Annotated in this window: 19 protein-coding genes; 7 read left to right on the plus strand and 12 right to left on the minus strand. The window is 67.9% G+C overall.

What is annotated here, in order from left to right:
• Positions 1-288: 288 nt before the first annotated feature.
• The 5 genes from E1J50_RS00215 to E1J50_RS00235 all read right to left on the minus strand — a co-directional run bounded on the left by E1J50_RS00215 (position 289) and on the right by E1J50_RS00235 (position 5,557).
• Positions 289-2,286 (minus strand): PAS domain S-box protein, encoded by a 1,998-nt coding sequence (locus E1J50_RS00215; protein ID WP_342635880.1) that lies wholly within the window; start codon positions 2,284-2,286, stop codon positions 289-291.
• Positions 2,279-3,031 (minus strand): alpha/beta fold hydrolase, encoded by a 753-nt coding sequence (locus tag E1J50_RS00220; protein ID WP_132249307.1) that lies wholly within the window; start codon positions 3,029-3,031, stop codon positions 2,279-2,281. The genes E1J50_RS00215 and E1J50_RS00220 overlap by 8 nt, the downstream gene beginning before the upstream one ends.
• 402 nt (positions 3,032-3,433) lie before the next feature.
• Positions 3,434-4,063: a tyrosine-type recombinase/integrase gene (locus E1J50_RS00225; protein ID WP_132249177.1), complete on the minus strand. Its 630-nt coding sequence runs from the start codon at positions 4,061-4,063 to the stop codon at positions 3,434-3,436.
• Positions 4,064-4,568: 505 nt separating this feature from the next.
• Positions 4,569-4,811, minus strand: coding sequence for a hypothetical protein (locus E1J50_RS00230; RefSeq protein ID WP_132249179.1), 243 nt, complete (start codon positions 4,809-4,811; stop codon positions 4,569-4,571).
• Between the two features lie 71 nt (positions 4,812-4,882).
• Entirely contained in the window at positions 4,883-5,557 is a 675-nt protein-coding gene (locus tag E1J50_RS00235) for a Crp/Fnr family transcriptional regulator (protein ID WP_132249181.1), read from the minus strand.
• Positions 5,558-5,747: 190 nt separating this feature from the next.
• Here E1J50_RS00235 and E1J50_RS00240 point away from each other — a divergent pair, with 190 nt between their 5' ends.
• The 3 genes from E1J50_RS00240 to E1J50_RS00250 all read left to right on the plus strand — a co-directional run bounded on the left by E1J50_RS00240 (position 5,748) and on the right by E1J50_RS00250 (position 9,064).
• Positions 5,748-6,548 carry a pentapeptide repeat-containing protein gene (locus E1J50_RS00240; RefSeq protein ID WP_132249183.1) on the plus strand — a complete coding sequence of 267 codons (801 nt, stop codon included), beginning with the start codon at positions 5,748-5,750 and terminating at the stop codon, positions 6,546-6,548.
• Between the two features lie 277 nt (positions 6,549-6,825).
• Positions 6,826-7,908 carry a YeiH family protein gene (locus tag E1J50_RS00245; protein WP_132249185.1) on the plus strand — a complete coding sequence of 361 codons (1,083 nt, stop codon included), beginning with the start codon at positions 6,826-6,828 and terminating at the stop codon, positions 7,906-7,908.
• A 64-nt stretch (positions 7,909-7,972) separates the two neighbouring features.
• Positions 7,973-9,064, plus strand: a complete 1,092-nt coding sequence (locus E1J50_RS00250; RefSeq protein ID WP_132249187.1) for a molybdopterin-dependent oxidoreductase — start codon at positions 7,973-7,975, stop codon at positions 9,062-9,064.
• Positions 9,065-9,078: 14 nt separating this feature from the next.
• On the opposite strand, the gene E1J50_RS00255 is transcribed toward E1J50_RS00250, so the two are convergent.
• The 3 genes from E1J50_RS00255 to E1J50_RS00265 form a co-directional block, all read right to left on the minus strand.
• Positions 9,079-9,963 (minus strand): LysR substrate-binding domain-containing protein, encoded by an 885-nt coding sequence (locus E1J50_RS00255; RefSeq protein ID WP_132249189.1) that lies wholly within the window; start codon positions 9,961-9,963, stop codon positions 9,079-9,081.
• Positions 9,964-10,024: 61 nt separating this feature from the next.
• Positions 10,025-10,822, minus strand: coding sequence for an anti-sigma factor family protein (locus E1J50_RS00260; RefSeq protein WP_132249191.1), 798 nt, complete (start codon positions 10,820-10,822; stop codon positions 10,025-10,027).
• Positions 10,819-11,328 (minus strand): sigma-70 family RNA polymerase sigma factor, encoded by a 510-nt coding sequence (locus E1J50_RS00265; protein ID WP_132249193.1) that lies wholly within the window; start codon positions 11,326-11,328, stop codon positions 10,819-10,821. Before E1J50_RS00265 ends, E1J50_RS00260 begins: the two co-directional genes overlap by 4 nt.
• Positions 11,329-11,525: 197 nt before the next feature.
• Between E1J50_RS00265 and copM the strand changes: the two genes are divergently transcribed.
• Entirely contained in the window at positions 11,526-11,924 is a 399-nt protein-coding gene (gene copM, locus E1J50_RS00270; RefSeq protein WP_132249195.1) for a CopM family metallochaperone, read from the plus strand.
• Positions 11,925-11,973: 49 nt separating this feature from the next.
• Positions 11,974-13,413 carry a YncE family protein gene (locus tag E1J50_RS00275; protein WP_132249309.1) on the plus strand — a complete coding sequence of 480 codons (1,440 nt, stop codon included), beginning with the start codon at positions 11,974-11,976 and terminating at the stop codon, positions 13,411-13,413.
• Between the two features lie 166 nt (positions 13,414-13,579).
• On the opposite strand, the gene sorB is transcribed toward E1J50_RS00275, so the two are convergent.
• From sorB to E1J50_RS00295, 4 genes are all read right to left on the minus strand, one after another.
• Positions 13,580-13,900 carry a SorB family sulfite dehydrogenase c-type cytochrome subunit gene (gene sorB / locus E1J50_RS00280; protein ID WP_132249197.1) on the minus strand — a complete coding sequence of 107 codons (321 nt, stop codon included), beginning with the start codon at positions 13,898-13,900 and terminating at the stop codon, positions 13,580-13,582.
• Between the two features lie 13 nt (positions 13,901-13,913).
• Complete coding sequence (sorA, locus tag E1J50_RS00285; RefSeq protein ID WP_132249199.1) at positions 13,914-15,125, minus strand: SorA family sulfite dehydrogenase catalytic subunit; 1,212 nt, start codon at positions 15,123-15,125, stop codon at positions 13,914-13,916.
• Between the two features lie 122 nt (positions 15,126-15,247).
• Entirely contained in the window at positions 15,248-15,964 is a 717-nt protein-coding gene (locus tag E1J50_RS00290; protein ID WP_132249201.1) for an anti-sigma factor family protein, read from the minus strand.
• Positions 15,964-16,452, minus strand: a complete 489-nt coding sequence (locus tag E1J50_RS00295) for an RNA polymerase sigma factor (protein WP_132249203.1) — start codon at positions 16,450-16,452, stop codon at positions 15,964-15,966. The genes E1J50_RS00290 and E1J50_RS00295 overlap by 1 nt, the downstream gene beginning before the upstream one ends.
• 381 nt (positions 16,453-16,833) lie before the next feature.
• On the opposite strand from E1J50_RS00295, the gene E1J50_RS00300 reads away from it, so the two are divergent.
• Both E1J50_RS00300 and E1J50_RS27050 read left to right on the plus strand, forming a co-directional pair.
• Entirely contained in the window at positions 16,834-17,016 is a 183-nt protein-coding gene (locus tag E1J50_RS00300; protein ID WP_132249205.1) for a hypothetical protein, read from the plus strand.
• Between the two features lie 74 nt (positions 17,017-17,090).
• A complete protein-coding gene (locus E1J50_RS27050; protein ID WP_165937737.1) occupies positions 17,091-17,672 on the plus strand; it encodes a hypothetical protein in 582 nt (193 codons plus the stop codon).
• Positions 17,673-17,754: the final 82 nt, after the last annotated feature.

Consider the following 17,754-nt stretch of genomic DNA (forward strand, 5'->3'; position numbering starts at 1 on the left):
GATTGCCGTCCGTCCGCTAACAGGCTCAAGTTGCGAGCAAGTGGACGTTCGACGCGGGACCGGTGAAGGCCTCAAAATGACCCTTTGCGGACATTCGAGGCGCTACCGCTCAAGGTCTGGATGGGGTGGGGAGCGGGCTTGAGCGGGGCGACCGAAACCGGACTTTCCGCATCCGACCCAACCCAGTCGTTTTGCCCGGCCTCGACTGAGTCGGGAAGCGGTCGTTCGCCCCTCTCCGTTCCGGCAGCATTGCACCCGTTTCTTTCAACAACCGGCACGGCCGTTTCATCAGTTCCGGGACCGTGGCACCACCTTGCCGAGAATGCGCCCGAGCTGGTCGGCCGAGTACGGCTTGTGCAGTAGCTCGAAGCCGTGCAGCCCGTCCTGGGCCAGCACGTGGCTGTAGCCCGACGTCAACAGGATTGGCAGGTTCGGCAGCCGGCGTTGGAGTGTCTTGGCCAGCGCGATGCCCCCCATGCCGGGCATGACCACGTCGGAGAACACCACGTCGAAGCCGGCGCCGTCGGCACCGAGCTTTTCCAGCGCCTCCTCGGCGTTGGCGGCCCAGGTCGTCCGGTAGCCAATATCCTCTAGGATCTGGGTGGCGAAGCGGCCGACCTCGACGTTGTCCTCGACTATGAGCACACACTGACCCTCGCCGCTGGGGAAGCTCTTGTCGTCCCGGAGAACTGCCGGTAGCTCGCAGGCATCACCAATGATCTTCGGCAGGTAGAGTCTGAAGGTCGTGCCGCGACCGGGCTCGCTCTCGACCTCGACGTCGCCGCCCGACTGCTTGGTGAAGCCGAAGACCTGGCTGAGGCCGAGCCCGGTCCCCTTGCCGACCTCCTTCGTGGTGAAGAAGGGCTCGAAGATGCGGGCGACCTGATCCGCGGCGATCCCACTGCCGGTGTCGGTGAGGGAGACGCACGCGAAGAGGCCGGGTGCAGCGGCATGCCCGCGGATCGGCGGCAGGTTGCCCGTATGGTTCACGCGCAATGTCAATGTGCCTTCGCCGTTCATGGCGTCCCGGGCGTTCACCGCCATGTTGACGAGTGCAGTCTCGAACTGGCTCACGTCCGCCATCACGAAGCAGGGTTCGTCCGGGATTTCGGTCGTCACGCGGATCCGGGCGCCGGTGACCGTGTCGAGCATGTCGGCGACGCCGCGAAGCCGTTCGCCGACCTCGAACATCTCCGGCTTCAGGGCCTGCCGCCGCGCGAAGGCGAGGAGTTGGCCGGTGAGCTTCGCCGCCCTGTCGACCGTGTCGGAGACCGCGTCCATGTAGCGAGTGCGGCGGTCCTCGGGTAGGTCCGGCCGGCGCAGGAAGTCGACCGACGAGCGGATGATTGTCAGCAGGTTGTTGAAGTCGTGCGCCACGCCGCCGGTCAATTGCCCGACCGCCTCCAACTTCTGCGATTGGCGCAACGCCTCCTCCGCCTGGACTAGCGCGGCGGCCTGCTCATGCTCGACCGTCGTATGCCGGCCCGTCGCGTAGATCTGGCCGTCCTCGAACGCGCCGGTCCAGGCGAACAGGCGATAGGTCCCGTCTATGTGCCTAAGGCGGTACTCGTAAGGTTCGACGAGCGGTGTCGTCATGATGCGGCCGAGGGCGGCCCGCGTCGGCTCCAGGTCATCAGGGTGGGTGAATTCGGCAAAGCCCTGCCCGACAAGGTCGGCAGCCTCCCAGCCGAGCAGGTCCGTCCAGGCCGCGTTCACCGCCAGCAGCGTCCCTTGCGCGTCGGCGATGGCAAGGAGATCCGGCGAGAGCCGCCAGGCCCGATCGAGGGCGCGCGCACGGTCGGCGACCCGGGCTTCGAGGGTCAGGTTGAGCTCCAGCAGCGCGACCGTGGCCTGCTCCGAGACGCGGCGCGCCTCCAGCATCTCGCGCTCGTAGCGTCGGCGGTCCGAGGCGTTGAAGACGGTGATCCGGATAAAGCGCACGCCGCCCGCCTCATCCTTGCGCACGACAGCGTTCACGAGGACCGGCAGCGTCGTGCCGTCGGCGCGCACGAGGTCGAGGGCGACCTCGTCGAAGTAGCCCTGCATCCTTAGCATCGGCGCGAAATGGGTCTCGTAATAGACCTTGCCGGCGATGTTCAAGAGATCGAGGAAGCGGCTTCCGACGAGGTCTTTCGCCGGGTGACCCAGCCAGGTCGAGAGCGTCCGGTTGACCTTCGAGATGCGTCCGTTCGGCAAAGCGGAGGCGTAGCCGCAGGGCGCGTTTTCGAACAGGTCCTCCAAGTCGTCCACGTCCGGCACCGGAAGGGTGGCGGGCGTTTCATCCACGGCTCGGTCCTCGAAGGAAGGCCTGGATGGCCGCAATGGTCTCCGCGGGCGCGCTCAGGTTCGGGCAATGGCCCGTCGCGTCGAGCAGTGCAAGCTCGCTGTTGGCCAGGTGTCGGTGCACGTACGCGCCAACTTCCAGTGGTGCGATTACGTCCTCGGAACTTTGGATGACGAGGCAGCGGGCCTCCACGCCCGCGAGATCGGCGCGGTTGTCTGCAAGGAAGGTCGTGCGGGCGAAGCGCTTCGCGATGTCCGGGTCGGTGCGGCAGAAGCTGTTGGTCAGTTCCTCACCGAGTTCGGGACGGTCGGCGTTTCCCATCATCGACGGCGCCATCGCCTGGGACCACCCCATGTAATTCGTGTCGAGCAAGTCGAGCAGCTCCTCGACCTGCCGGCGGGTGAAGCCGCCGACGTAGCCGTCATCGTCGAGATAGCGCGGCGAGGGGCAGACCAGGACGAGGCTCTCGAACAGTTCCGGGGCCTTTTTCGCGGCCAGAACGCCGATCATCGCGCTGACAGAGTGCCCGACGAACACGCCGCCGACCACCGACAGACCGCGGCAGAGCGCGACCACGTCGTCGGCATAGCCGTCGAGCGAGGCGTGCCTGTCGGCTTCGTAGGCAGCCAAGTCTGATCCGCCGGCCCCGATATGGTCGAACACGATCGTGCGATAGTGCTCCTCGAAGGCCGGAGCCACGAAGCGCCACATGTTCTGGTCGCAACCAAAGCCGTGCGCGAAGACCATTGGGGTCGCGCCGGTACCGGCCTGCCTCACATTGTGTCGTTGAACGACGGAAAAGCCCGCACTCCTTGGAGGTCAGCTGTCTAGCATGCATCTGCTGACAGCGCTTGCCCAACATGCCTGCCATGCGAGCGGGAGTTTTTCAGGTGCGCAGGGGTCGGCCTGTCCACTTCGGAATCCGGTTGCGACCGTATCGCAGCCAGTGCTCGCTACTGAGCAAACCTCCGCTCTGACGCCTCCGCCGCGAGGAAGCGGATTGGCAGAAGTCGTCCCGTCCCAGTCGTCGGCGAAAGCGATACCGAGTAGCCTAAACGGACCTTCTGAACTTCTGCAAAGGGTCATTCGGCACCCTGGGGGCGACCATCCTGCTGGCCCGCCGCGGCCATTTCGACCGCGGCGCCCGGTTCATATCTCGGTCTGCTCTGAGAGGATCAGCGCGTCGTCAACCTCAATGCCGAGGTAGCGAACCGTGCTCTCCAGCTTGGTATGGCCAAGGAGCAGTTGGCAGGCTCGAATATTGCCGGTTCGCTTGTAGACCAGCGCGACCTTCGTGCGGCGCAGGCTGTGCGTACCGAACGCCGAAGGGTCCAGGCCGATCAAGGCGACCCAGCGGTCGACCAGCCGACTGTAGTGCCGCGTCGTGAGATGCTCTCCGAGCCGACTCCGGCTTGGAAACAGCCAGTCGCCGGCTTTCAACCTGCGCGCAGTCAACCAAGCCGCGAGAGCCTCGCGCGTCGGTTCGGTGATCTCGAACGGAACCGGCCTGCCGGTCTTGCGCTGGCAGACGGTCGCTCGGAGACGCACGGCGTCGCCCAGGTAGATGTCGCTCACGCGCAGGCCGACGAGATCACACCCGCGCAGCTTGCTGTCGACGGCAAGGTTGAACAGGGCGAGGTCTCGCGTGCGGTTGGCGAGTTGGAGGCGCGTGCGCAGGGCCCAGATGTGCTTCGGCTTCAGCGGCGGTTTGGGTCCGACGATACGGCCGCGGTTCCAGGGAACACGTGTGCTGGTGGGAACAGTGACAACTTCGGACATGACAGGCTCCTGGGTTGAGGAGCCCGCCATGAGGAACCCGATGCTGCCAGTGAGCCCAATGTTGAATGACGGCTCTCTGCAACACAAGCCGACATTGGCGCCGGCGGGCCTGGACCGTTGCTCCCGACCCTTAGCGGACCGTCCATAGATCATGAGTTTCGAACGTCTTATTGCCGTGCGCGTCTACGTGACTTCGGAGGTGTTGATGTATGCGGTGCATGTGTATCAGCCTCATCCACCGGATTAGCGCTGCCAGCGATCATTCCACCAAGGCGAAAAAGTTCAGCGCGGGCTTTGGTGTGGATGTCGGTCACGTCATCATGTCCCAGACCTGGTACGATGACCGTGCATTGATGCTCGTAACCGCTTGCCGTGTGCAAAGCGAAGGTCACGATCCAGACCGGCGCTCTTGCGGGGCCGTAAGTTGTAAATTCGATCCGGCGCGGCTCGATCCGAAACGTCTGATCCAATTTTAATTTCCCCACGATTGAGCAAGACCGAAGATTTAAGGATTGTAACGCCGAACCTCGCCCGGCTTGAGTTTAGCCGCTTTTAGATAATCGGGACTTGCCCATGCTTTATCGAACCGAAAGGCATACGCCGCGCCTTGCTGGGTTGCCGATATAAATTTTTGAATAGATCTTTCAGCGTTGAATTGATTCTCAGCCATCACAATCACCTGATATTCCTCAATAAATCGAATATCGGAAGATGTCCCTTCTGAAACTGTCGCGATAAATGGAACCATGACCCCTCAGAACGCTGTCCAGATGCACGTTCGGGGCAGCGATAGAGCCCCACACAGCTATGCACGCAACCCTAATGCGTCCGCTGCCCTGCCAAAGCAGCCCGATCTACGAGCTGAACCTGACCGCGCCGCAGCTCGACCAAACCCTTTTCTGCCCACTCGCCAAGGACCCGGCTGACCACCTCGCGCACGCTTCCAACATCAGCGGCAAGCTGTTGATGTGTTTTGGCGACGATACCGGCGGGGTCAGCCTCGATAATAAGTCGTCGTGCAAGACGCTGCTCAAGCGGCGCGAAAGCAACCTCTTCCACCAGTGCGAACATGCTGGCGAGAAGCTTGGTGTAGTCGTCCAGTACGAAGCGGCGGAATTCTTCGCTTTCAGCCATAAGCTGCCGAAATGTACTGACTGGAAAGGCCGCCAGTTCAGTGCGCTCCTCGGCAATGCTCTCGGCGGGAAATTTACCGCCGGAGAGCAGACATTGTGTGGTTAGCACACAAGTGCCGCCGCCTGTCACTTTGTAGATCAGCATCTCGCGCCCGGATTCCGACATGCGGAACACACGGGTGCGGCCCTCGATGCACATCAGGTAGTTGACGCATTCGCCTTCCAACTCGTAGGCGGTCGCACCCGCCTCGAGCACTGGAAACTGCACTGTGCCGCGGGCAATCTGAAGGTGAGCAGCGCTCAGCGCTTGCACGACGGGGAAGCGCTCGACCCAGCGCTCAATCCGGTGGCTGTCCGGCATCTGGCATAACCTCATGTCGGCTCGCTGCGCAGTATGCCCGGCCGATCTTGCGTTTCCTTCCCGCAGGGCATGGGTTTGGTGACCTGGGTCACCGACCAGCCCGGCGCCCTGTCTTAGCATCTCCTCACAACAAAAGACGAGATGAGTGTCAGGCGGCGATCCCCCCCGGCACTCCGTTGGGAGAAAACGGATGCGCGCCTTAACCCTTAGTCTCGTACTTGCCACGTTGGCCGCTGGTCCCGCCGCCGCCGAGCAGGATTTGCTGCTTGGGGCGGACATGACCTCACCATCGATGACCCAAGCCCAGATGAGCCGGGCCGATGTCGAGGCCATGATTGGCAAGGCGAACGGCCAGCCCCTCGATCTGTCGGACAAAGCACTGTCGGGCCTCGACCTGTCGGGGCTCAACCTCCGGGGCGCGAACCTGCGCACGGCTCGGCTCAACAAGGCCAATCTACGCGGCACCGACCTCAGCGGCGCAAACCTCGAACAGGCATGGCTCCTGAAGGCAGACCTTTCCGGGGCCAAGCTCACGGACGCGAAAATGTTCGGCATCACTGCGCGGGAGGCCAACCTCAGCGGGGCCGACCTCAGCCGGTCCATGCCCATCGGCGATTTCAAGGGCGCCAACATGAGCGGCGCCACGCTGGTCGATCTCAAGGGCGGAGCCAACATCAAGAATCAGTCTATGGGTCTGATGCGGGCGGTGTTCACCTCGGTGAACCTGTCGGGCGCGAACCTCAAGGGAGCCAACCTCGGCCGGTCACGCCTGGAGTATGCGAATCTCAAGGATGCCGATCTCACTGGCGTGGTGCTGATGGGCTCGGACTTGTCCGGGGCCAATTTGACCGGTGCTACGGTCACGGGCGCGGACTTCAAGAACGTCGATGTCAGCGGCGCTCGTCTCATTGACCTCCAAGGTCAGTCCGAGGCCAAGGACTGGGCGGAGAGGGTGAACATCGACCGTGCCGTCACTCAGGCATCCGATTGATCCGCCCGTTCACCAACCTGACGGCCCGCCTCTGACCTCAACGGTTTCTGTCTCCAGAAACCCAGTCAGCGGGAATCTACAACGTTCCCTGATATCAGCGAAGCCGCAAACTCGGGTTGCCCAATCGACAAGACTGGCTTCGAGCCAAAGCACGACGTTCGTCGTCCCCAGCTAAATCATCGCATCACGTGATCAAAATGATCGATACGTTCCGTTGGAGCGAACGAATGGATGCGGTCATGGTCGTGGCAGATCCAGTCCACGAGGTGCACGCACCATGCCCGCAGCAGCCTTTCTCCGATCACGCGCGCTTGCCCTGTCTTCCATCCTGCCCGGCCTGAGCCTTTGCCTCGCGGTGACGGGCGCCGCCCTCGGGCTGGAGATGGTCGAGAAGCATATCTTCGGCCGTGCGTGGCTGGAGGCTCTGGTCCTCGCCATCGTGCTGGGCACGGCCGTCCGCACGGCCTGGAACCCTGGTCGGCGCTTCGCTCGCGGTATCGCGTTCGGCGCCAAGACCGTCCTGGAAATCGCCGTCGTCCTGCTCGGCGCCTCGCTCAGCCTCGGGACGCTGCTCGCGGCCGGGCCGGGGCTCCTCGTCGGCATCGCGGTGGTGGTGGCCCTCGCCATTGCGGCGAGCTACGGCATCGGCCGAGTTCTCGGGTTGACCCCGCGCCTGGCCATCCTCGTCGCCTGCGGCAACTCGATCTGTGGAAACTCGGCGATCGCGGCGGCGGCCCCGGTGATCGACGCGGACGGCGAGGACGTCGCCTCGTCCATCGCTTTCACCGCCGTGCTCGGCGTTCTCGTCGTTCTCGGGTTGCCGCTGCTCGTGCCGCTGCTCGGACTCTCACCGATGCAGTACGGTGTGCTCGCGGGGCTCACGGTCTACGCCGTGCCGCAGGTTCTCGCCGCAACCGCCCCGGTGGCCGCCCTCAGCGTCCAAGTCGGCACCCTGGTCAAGCTGGTCCGCGTGCTGATGCTTGGGCCAGTGGTCCTGGCTCTCTCGCTCGGGATTAGCTGGCTGCGCGCGGGGACGGGCGTGACCGTACCGCACCGCACGGCCGGCGAGCGCCCCGCCTCGGGCCGGATGCCGCTGCACCGGCTGGTGCCGTGGTTCATCCTCGCCTTCCTGGCCTTGACGGGTCTTCGCTCCGCGGAACTCGTTCCCGAAGCGGCTTTGCACCCCATGGCCACGACGGCGAACGCGCTGACCATCGTGTCGATGGCGGCCCTCGGCCTCGGCGTCGACGTGCGCAGCGTCGCCAAGGCGGGACCGCGCGTCACCCTGGCGGTGGTCGCTTCGCTCGCCGCTCTGACGGCCGTGAGCCTCGGGCTTATCTGGCTGCTCGGCATCGCCTGAAATAGGCCTGCCACCCGGCGCGTACGAGCGCGTTGGAGTCCGACCTTCTGCGATAGAGACACCCATGTCGAGCTTGACCGAGCGTATGGCGCGCCTGATCGTTCATGGGGAGCGCCCCTACAATGCCGAGCCACCGCTGACCCGCCTGCGGGCCCGTTACCGGACCCCTGCGGAAGACTTCTACGTCCGCTCCCACGGCGACCTGCCGGAGATCGACGCCGCCGCATGGCGCCTGTCCGTCGATGGCGCGCATGTCGGTCCCCTCGATCTGTCGCTGGCGGATCTGCGCGCGCGTTTTCCCGAGGCGACCGTCACGGCCACGATGCAGTGCGCCGGCAACCGCCGCGCCGATATGCGGGCGGTGGCCCCGGTCTCGGGCGATCCTTGGGACGGCGGCGCCATCGGGACGGCGGACTGGACCGGCGTCCGCCTCGGCGACGTCCTGCGTGCGGCGGGCGTAGCGCCAGGAGCGAACCTCCACTCGGACCTCCATGTGGCCTTCGAGAGCCAAGATGTGGTGGAGGGACGGCCCTACGGCGTCTCGATCCCGCTCGCCAAGGCGGTCGCCGGCGAGACACTGCTGGCCTTCGCGATGAACGGGGCATCGCTGTTGCCCGAGCACGGCTTCCCCGTGCGGGCCGTCGTGCCGGGCTTCGCGGGCGTGCGCAGCCCGAAATGGCTGAAGCGCATCACGGTGCAGGACCATCCCTCGACCAACCCGATGCAAGCCGACGACTACAAGCTGTTCCCGCCGGACGTGACGGCCGAGACCGCCAATCCCGCGAAAGGCCACACCATCGAAACGATGCCGCTCAACGCCGCGATCTGCGAGCCCGCGCGCGGAGCCCGGCTCAAGGCGGGCGAGACCACCATCCGCGGGTACGCCATCGCGGGAGATCGGGCGATCGTGCGCGTCGATGTCTCGGGCGATGGCGGTCGGTCCTGGCATCAAGCTACGCTGGAACACGAGGCCGGCGCTCCCTTCGCCTGGACGTTCTGGGAGATCGTGCTGGACCTTCCGTCCGGCGAGCGCGACCTCGTGGTGCGCGCCTGGGACAGCGCCGGGCAGACCCAGCCGGCGCGGCCGGACGAGACGTGGAACTTCAAGGGCTACCTCAGCGCCTCCTGGCACCGTGTGCGGGTCGAGGTCGCCTGAGGGGCCGGCCCCCGTCAGGGGGCGGCACGGATCAGGTCGAGCAACGCGTCGGCGGCGCGACTGCGGTAGCGCTCCTTATGGCGCAGGACCCGGAAGGTTCGCGTCGGCAGAACGAAGGGCACGGCGACGAGCGCTCCGGTTCGCAGCGAGGGTCCGACCACCGCTTCGGATAGAACGCTCGCCCCGGCCCCCGCCACGACGGCGGCGAGGACAGCCTCGTTCGACGGCAGTTCGAGGGCAACCGTGAGTGCGTCCGGTGCGATGCCCAGCGCGACGATTGCCGCCTCGAAGGCGGAGCGCGTGCCCGATCCGGGTTCGCGCAGCACCCAGGAGACTGAAGCGAGGTCGGGTCGTCCCGACCGCGCGCGTGCGGCCAACGGGTGATCGGGCGCGATGACGAGGATCAGCCGGTCCTCGGCGACCGGAGTGCTCGTGAGGCTGCCGTCCTCGATCGGGCCCTCCACGAAGGCAAGTTCCGCCGTCCCGGCCCGGACCGCCTCGGCGGCCTCGGCGGTGTTGCCGATGCCGAGCCGCAGGACGATGTCGGGATAGGCCGCCCGAAAGGCGACGAGGTGCCGGGGGAGCCAGTGGCTGGCGATGGTCTGGCTCGCCTGGATGGACAGCGTGCCGCGCCGCAAGCCGCTGAGGTCGGCGAGCACCTGTTCGGCCGCCTGGGCGCGGGCGAGCACCGCGCGAGCCTCGCCGAGAAAGACGCCGCCCGCTTCGGTCAGTTCGATGCCCCGGCCGACCCGGTGGAACAACTTGACGGCGTGCCGGCTCTCCAGGGCGCTGATGGCGGCGCTGACCGCCGACTGGACGAGGTTGAGCGCCTCGGCCGCCCGCGTGACGTGCTGGCGCTCGGCGACCGCCACGAAGATGCGCAACTGGTCGAGGGTCATGGCGTCTCGGGCTCGGCGGGGGCCTTGGCCGGCGTGGTCCGGCAGGGTTCGGATACGAGCATCACCGCGCGCCTTCGCGCTTGCCCGAGACCTGCGCATCGACCGCCTCGGCGACCCGGAGCAGCCGCGCCTCGTCCGTGCGGGCCGTCACCACGTAGGACATCCCGGCATCGATCCACGAGAAGGCGGCCACGTCGTCGGCGCGGGCGTAGCGGAACACGCCGCGCCCGCCGGTCGGCCCGGCCCGGCTGTAGAGGGTCAGGCGGGTGCCCCGGTCGTCGTCGTACATCAGCATCGCCGCCGGCTCGTCTCCGGCGGGGAGCAGGCGCCCGCCCATGAGCCGGAATCCCTGCTCCCGCAGGTCCGGCACGGTGACGGGCCGGCCCAGGCGCGCGGTGAGCCATCGCACGAGGTCGGTCGAGCCGTCGGCGCGGACCTCGACCGGATGGGCGGCCTCGACCACGTAGGTGCGGAAGGCGGAGACGGCCGCCTGCGTCATCGGTTCGGCGGGTGCGCCCGGGCCCGACACGCCGCCGCGCCCAACCCACCCGGCCGCGCCGCCGAGGGCGAGCAGGAGCGCCGCTGCCGCGGCGTTCGGCCACCAACGCGGGATGCGCCTCCGGCGCGGAGCCGCGAGGTTCGCGATGCGCAGGCGGGCGGGGATCGGCTCGTCCGCCACGGGCGCGAGGCGCGCCCGCAGGCGTTCCCGCACCTCCCGGTCGGCGGCGACCCGGGCGGCTGCCTCCGGATGCGCGGCGAGCCACGCCTCGACGCGGGCGCGGCGGCCCGGATCGAGCCGTCCGTCCACGAAGGCGTGCAGGTCGTCCTCGCCGACGGGACGCGGGTCGGACGCGGTCATTTCACCCTCCGCAGATGCCCGGTGACGATCGTGGGGGCCCGGTCGAGGAAGGCGCGCATCCGGCCACGTGCCCGGCTAAGGCGCGACATCACCGTGCCGACGGGGACCGCAAGCACGGCGGCGACCTCGGCGTAGGACATATCCTCGACCGCGACGAGGAGCAGGACGGATCGCTGTTCCTCGGGAAGCGCGGCGATCCCGTCGAGCACGTCCCGCACACCCAAAGCCGCCTCGGGATCGACCCCGGCATCCGCGATCTCCACCAGCGCCTCCGGGCCGACCTCAATGCCCCGGCGGCGGCGTACGCCTTCGAGGTAGCGGTTGCGCAAAATCGCGAACAGCCACGCCCGCAGATCGCCCTCGCGACGCTGCGGCCAAGCGCGGATCGCCCGTTCCAGCGTGTCCTGAACGAGGTCGTCAGCTGCCTCGCGCTGCCGCAGCAGCGCGGTCGCGTAGCGCCGCAAGGCCGGTATCTGTGGTTCGATCAGAACGGCGAGGTCGTCCAAGGGCGGTCTCCGGATCGCGGCGCCAGCGATGCTCGCGCCGCCGTTCGGACGAGAGGTGCCGGAAGTAGCCGAACCATTCCAAGCCTGGCCCTGGCAAGCAGATCACACATCAGTGATCTGCTTGCCGGGAGCGGTGGGGAATATCATAGCCCGGCCGGCATCTCTCCCCGCGTGACCTCGACACTGCGGGAGAGACCATGCGCGGAGCACCGACGGCGATCCTCATTACCCTGCTCATGGCCGGGGGCGTCCTGGGCGGCGGCATGATGATGCGCGCCGGGCATGCGGAGACCGCCCCCAGCGGCTTCGACGCGATGATGGCCCAATCGATGGCGCGGATGCACGCGGACATGGCGGTGGCACCGTCTGGCGACCCCGACCGGGACTTCGCCGCCATGATGATCCCGCACCATCAGGGCGCGATCGAGATGGCGAAGGCCGAACTGGCCTACGGTCGCGACCCGGTCCTGCGCCGGCTCGCGCAGGGCATCATTGTCGAGCAGACGCAGGAGATCGAGGTCATGCGCCGCGCCCTCGCCGAGCGACCGGTCGCGCAGACCCCACCGACACAGCCGCCGGCCCGCCACCATCACTGAGCGGATCGCCGCCCACCGTTCCGACCATCAGCGCGAAGAGACCTTCATGATGCGACACCTCATTCCGGCGACCCTGCTGCTCGCCCTCCTCGGCGGGACCGCGCTTGCGGGCCAGGCGCCGGGGCCCGCCTCGGCGCCGGACGTGCCGGTCGGCCCCCGCGACCGGTTCTACACCTCGGACCAATTCTCCAACACGGTCTCGGTGATCGACCCGGCCGCCAACACGCTCCTCGGCGTGATCCGTCTCGGCGACACGACGCCCGCGAACCTGAGCCCGCTCTATCGCGGCCAGCTCCTGGTCCACGGCATGGGCTTCTCGCCCGACCGCAAGACCCTGCTCGCCGTCTCGATCGGCTCGAACTCGGTCAGCTTCATCGACACCGCCACCAACACGGTGCGCCGCACAACCTATGTCGGCCGCTCGCCGCACGAGGCGTTCTTCACGCCGGATGGGCGCGAGGTCTGGGTCAGCGTGCGCGGCGAGGACTACGTCGCGATCCTCGACGCGGGGACCGGCAAGGAGACGGGCCGGATCACGGTGCCGAACGGGCCCGGCATGACGATCTTCTCGCCCGACGGGCGTTACGGCTACGTCTGCTCCAGCTTCAGCCCCGAGACGGTAGCCATCGACGTGAGGAGCCGCGAGATCGTCGGGCGGATCAAGCAGGAGAGCCCGTTCTGCCCCGACATCGCGGCGACGCCCGACGGAACGCAAGTGTGGTTCACCCTCAAGGACGTCGGCCGCGTCCAGGTGTTCGAGGCCACGCCGCCGTTCAAGGCGCTCAAGACCATCGAGACGGGACCGATCACCAACCACGTCAACATCGCGCGTACGAAGGCCGGGCAGTTCGCCTACGTGACGGTCGGCGGCCTGAACCAGGTGAAGGTGTTCCGCACCGACGACTTCTCACAGGTTGCGACCGTTCCCACCGGCGTGCTCCCCCACGGCCTCTGGCCCTCGGGCGACGGTTCGCGGATCTATGTCGGCCTGGAGAATGCCGATGCGGTCGCGGTGATCGACACCGGCAGCAACGCGGTGATCGCCACGATCCCGATCGGCCAGGGGCCGCAGGGCGTGGCCTACGTCCCTGAGGCGGTGCCGGAGGGGGCCGGCGCGCCGAACCTTCAGCCGCTGGGCGCGGCGGGCCAGTCGAGCACGCTGACGCTGGCCGGGCCGGACGGCAAGGCGGCCACACAGGTCACGCTGTTCGACCAGGGCGTGCTGCAGACCCTGCAGGCGGCGGTGACGGGCCTCACGCCGAAGAAGCCCTACGTGCTGGCCCTGTCGGCCGATCCGAAGGGCGCCGGGCCGCTGGAGCCGCTCGCCGCCTTCATGACGAACCCGGCGGGCGCGGCCATCGTCAACGCCGTCGGCCCGATCCGGCAGGTGACGCAGAACGCGAACGAGACCGCGCGACGCAGCCTCGTCATCGTCGAGGGCAAGCCCGGCGAGACCGGCGCGCCGGTCCAGACGCAGGCGCCGCGCTGACGAGAGGAGGGGGCGGCCGTCGGACCGCACCCCTGTTGCAAGCCGCGCCTCATACCAATCGGTGATGACAATGGCTCGTCGCCGATTACCCGCGCGACTGCGCGGCGGCGGTCGTCCGCCGGTCGCACGGAACAAGACCATCGGTTCTGTTCCGTGCCGCTTGGTATCAGTAGGTGTCGGCGAGGTAGGCGGAGATGGCCTTGGCCTGCGCCTCGTCGATCGGCGCGTGGTAGACCTTGACCATCTTGGTCACCTCGGACTCCCAGAACGCCGCGCCTTTGCCGGGCGGCTGCATCGCGATGTAGTCCACCGAATGGCAGACGAGGCAGTTCGCTTGGGCCGCCTCGAAGCCCTCCGCGTGCGTGCCGGCCTTCGGCGCCCGCAGCTCCGCGGTCGGCTCTGGCACCGCGTAGGATTTCGGGGCGGCAAGCGCCGCGCCGGTCGCGAGGGCGAGGGCCGCCGCCAGGGCGAGAGTGATGCGGGTCATCGTAATCACTTCCTCAGGCCGCGCGCACGCGGGTGGTCTCGACCACGTTGCGCAGGTACCCGGCCGGGTTCCAGCGCGGCTCAATCGGCTGGCTCGCCCCGTCGTTGGCGATTGCCCGCACCCGGATCGCGTGTGCCCCCGGCGACAGCTCCGCGTCGAGGGTCCAGGGCCGGAAGGCGTAGGAGCCGAGATCCTGCCCGAGCCGTGCCTCCGTCCAGGTCTTGCCGTCGTCGGTCGAGACCGCCACCGACCTGATCCCGGAGCCGCCGTCGAAGGCGATGCCGCGCAAGGGGGTGCGCCCGGCCTTCACCTCCGCCCCGTCGGTCAGGTTGGTCAGGAAGGAGCGCACCGTGAAGCGGTTGATCGGCACGGTTTTGTCCGCGGTCTTGCCGGGCTCGGTGCAGGCGCAGTCGTTGTCGGGGATGCGGTAGGCCTTCTGCATCCAGAAGCCTTCGAAGGGTTTGTCGAGCACGCTGATGCTCTCCAGGTGTTTGACCCAGTAGGTGCCGTAGAAGCCCGGCACGACGAGGCGGACCGGATAGCCGTTGAGCCAAGGCAGATCCTGCCCGTTCATGCCCCAGGCGAGCATCACCTGTCCGTCGCGGGCGTGGTCGAGCTTGAGCGACTTCGCGAAGTCCGGCGTCTCCGGGATCACCGGGCCGTCGAGCCCGGTGAAGGCGACCTCCACGGCGCCCGCCTTCACCCCGGCCTTGTCGAGCACGGCCTTCAGTGGCACGCCGGTCCAGCGGGCGCAGCCCATGGCACCGTTGGCGAGCTGCCCGCCGGCCATGCGCGGCTCGAAGAAGCCGCGAGAATTGCCCGAGCACTGGTTGACCGCGACGATCTCGGTCGTCGGCATCGCCTTCAGGTCGGCGAGCGAGAGCGAGACCTCCCGCTCGACATGGCCCTTGATCGCGACCCGGTAGGTCTCGGGATCGATCTCGGTCGGGATGTCGGCGAGGTGGTAGCGGACGAAGAACGCGTCGTTAGGCGTGATGGCGCCCTCGTCGAACACCGAGAACGGGGTCTCCAGTTGCGGCGGCCGCGCGGTCATCTGGAGCAGCGGGCGTTTGCCCGGATAGGCCACCAGGGGCCGTTCGCCGTTGCCGAAGGGCAGCGTGGCGGTGTCGCCCGCGAGCGCCCGCAAGGACGCGAAGCTGCCGCCGCCGAGGCTCGCCAGGGCGGTGAGGCCCGCCCGCCTGATGAGATCGCGTCTGTCGAGCATCCGATTCCTCCCCGATCCGCGCGTGGCTCATGCCAAGGAGCCCGCGACGTGCCGGAGGAGAAGACGCACGTCGCCCCCGGTCTATTCGCGGCGGGTCGAAATAAATCTGCGGCCCGCGCCGGTCAGCCGGTGCAGGGGCGTTCCGAGAGTCCGGTGGCCCGGTCCAGGGCGAGCCGCAATCGGTCCGTCTCGTTCGGTTCGGTGAGCAGCGCGGCCGCCTCGGCCAGCAGCGCGAACCGCTCGGCCGGCACCGTCTCGGACAGGAGGACGAAGCGGCGGCGCCCGCTGTCCCAGCGTGCCACACGCAGGCCGCCGCTCCCTTGCGCGATCTCAAGGCCGGCCTGCGCACGCGACGGTCCGCTCCAGACGGCCAGCCGGCAGCCGTGACGCCCCTCGTAACCGGCGAGGCGACCGACCGAACTGTTACCCTCGGACACATAGACCAAGCGGAAGCCGGCCGCCCCAAGATCGAGGGGGAAGCCATTCAGGCCGCCCGCGAGCCGCACGTCGTTCGAGGGCGAGCCCGCCGAACTCCAGGCCGTGAAGGCCGCGCGCGCGGGGTCGGTTGGCGCGCGAGACGACAGGGCCAGCCAGCCGGTGCCGACGAGGACGACCAGGGCCGCGGCACACGCCCATCCGAGGGAGGCGCGGGCGATCGGTGCGCGCCGGGGCGGCACGGCCGCAGCCTTCACCTCCCGTTTCACCCCCTGTTTTAGCCGAGTCAGGGTCGCGACCCGCGCGGCCAGGACCGGATCGCGGGCCAGCGTCTCCGCGACCGTGCGCCGGTCCTGCGCATCGAGTTCCCCATCGACGTAGGCATTGAGGGTCTCCCAGAGCATCACGGCCCCTCGCTCCCATCGGACGGCCCGGCGATCCGTTGCAGCATGATCCGCCTCGCCCTGTGCAGACGGCTCATGACCGTGCCGACGGGAATGCCGAGCCGTTCGGCGGTCTCCCGGTAGCTCAGGCCTTCGACGTCCACGCAGCTCACGACCTTTCGGCAGGGTGCATCGAGGGCGGCGAAAGCCTGGCGCACGGCGATGGCCTCGATCAGGCGATCGTCGAACCCTTCGTCGGGCCAATCCACGAGATCGTCCTCGCGGCGGGTCCGGTTCCGGCGGAGCCGGTCGATCCAGGCGTGGCGCACGATCCGGAACAGGTAGGCGCGGGCCGCCCGCGGTTCGCTCGGCGTCGTCCCCGTCGAGAGCGCCTTGAGGGCGCTCTGCTGCATCAGGTCGCGCGCGGCGTCGGGCTCCCGCGTCAGCGTCAGCGCGTAGCGGAACAGGCGCGGCCACGCTTCGACGAGGTGCTGACCGATGGACCGCATCCTGATGTGTCATCCTCCTCGCACTCCATAGCACATCGATGCATGTCCACACAGAGTCGCAACGGTCGTCGATGGTTGTGGATGTCGGGAGGCCTTACACCTCTGCAGCGCTACTCGGAGCGTTGCTGTTGCTGAACAATCGATAGCAAGCTCGTATGTCTGCTTTCAGGCATTGTGAGGATGCGGTTTTAAGACCGGGGTGGGCGCGAAGCTGAATGTCCGGTTCCGGGTATCGAGTTGATGTCCGCTCATGGCGCATTGCAGTAGAGTCGTTCCCGAAAACAGCCAGCAATTCCGGCCTGGACGATCACCCCTTCCGTCGGCCTGAGCGACGGCGAGTTCCTCACGTCCTACACGATCACCGCCACGCGCTCCGACGGCATGCGGCTACGCGCGACCGCGATCATCGACAAGGGCGGCCCGCCCGGGCGGTTCGTGGCGCTCACCATCACCGCGCTGCCGGCGGCCGACGCGAGCCCCAACGACGACGGGACGGCCAGCACGGGGGTGGACGAGACGGATGCGAGCGGGAACGCTCCGACCGCGCCCCCTGCGACACCTTGAAGCCGCAAGTTCTCGGGGCCTCCTTTGAATCTCCCGGACCGGCGCGGCAGGTGCGCCAACCCCCGGAGAGCCCGATGCGCCCCACCGAGCCCGAAACACCATCCGAGATCCCGCCGCCCGGCCTCATCACGCGGCTTAAGGCCCGCTACAGGGCCAACGCCGCCGCGCCCGACGGTGCACGCACCCGGCGGTCCGCCGCGATCGGCAGTCTCGCCGCTCTCATCCTGCTCGGGGGCTACCGCCTGTGGCACCGCGCCGACGGCGGTCCCGCGTCGGCCCCCTCCGCCGCCGAACCGGGCGTCGTGCTGGGCCAACTGCCCGCCTGCGACTCCGCCCTAGCCCAGCGGCTTCTCCGGCAGGCGATCGAGGATCAGGCCACCGCGCTGACCGGGCCGATCCGCGTCCAGGCCATCACCGAGATGACCGACCACACCGAGACCGTCCGCCGGAGCATCGACGAACTGCGCCCGGCTCAAGGCACGCCCCCGGAGCAGTTTGCAGCCACCGTGCGGGGGATGCGCGAGAACGCCGAGGCTACGCGCTCCTGCTCGGCGCGGCTCTACACCTCCCGCGGCGTGCGCCTGTACGGCTACGGCCTGAGCTATACCTCGCCGGCGCGGGACCAGATCTATCTCGAGGCCGTCGCCGCGCAGTAGACGTCTCCGATCTTTCATCGACCGCGGCCATCACGCCGCCTGTCCCCCATCCGGATTTCAGGAGTACGGCCCTGCCACACCC

The organism is Methylobacterium segetis, assembly GCF_004348265.1.
GTDB classification, from domain to species: Bacteria; Pseudomonadota; Alphaproteobacteria; order Rhizobiales; family Beijerinckiaceae; genus Methylobacterium; species Methylobacterium segetis.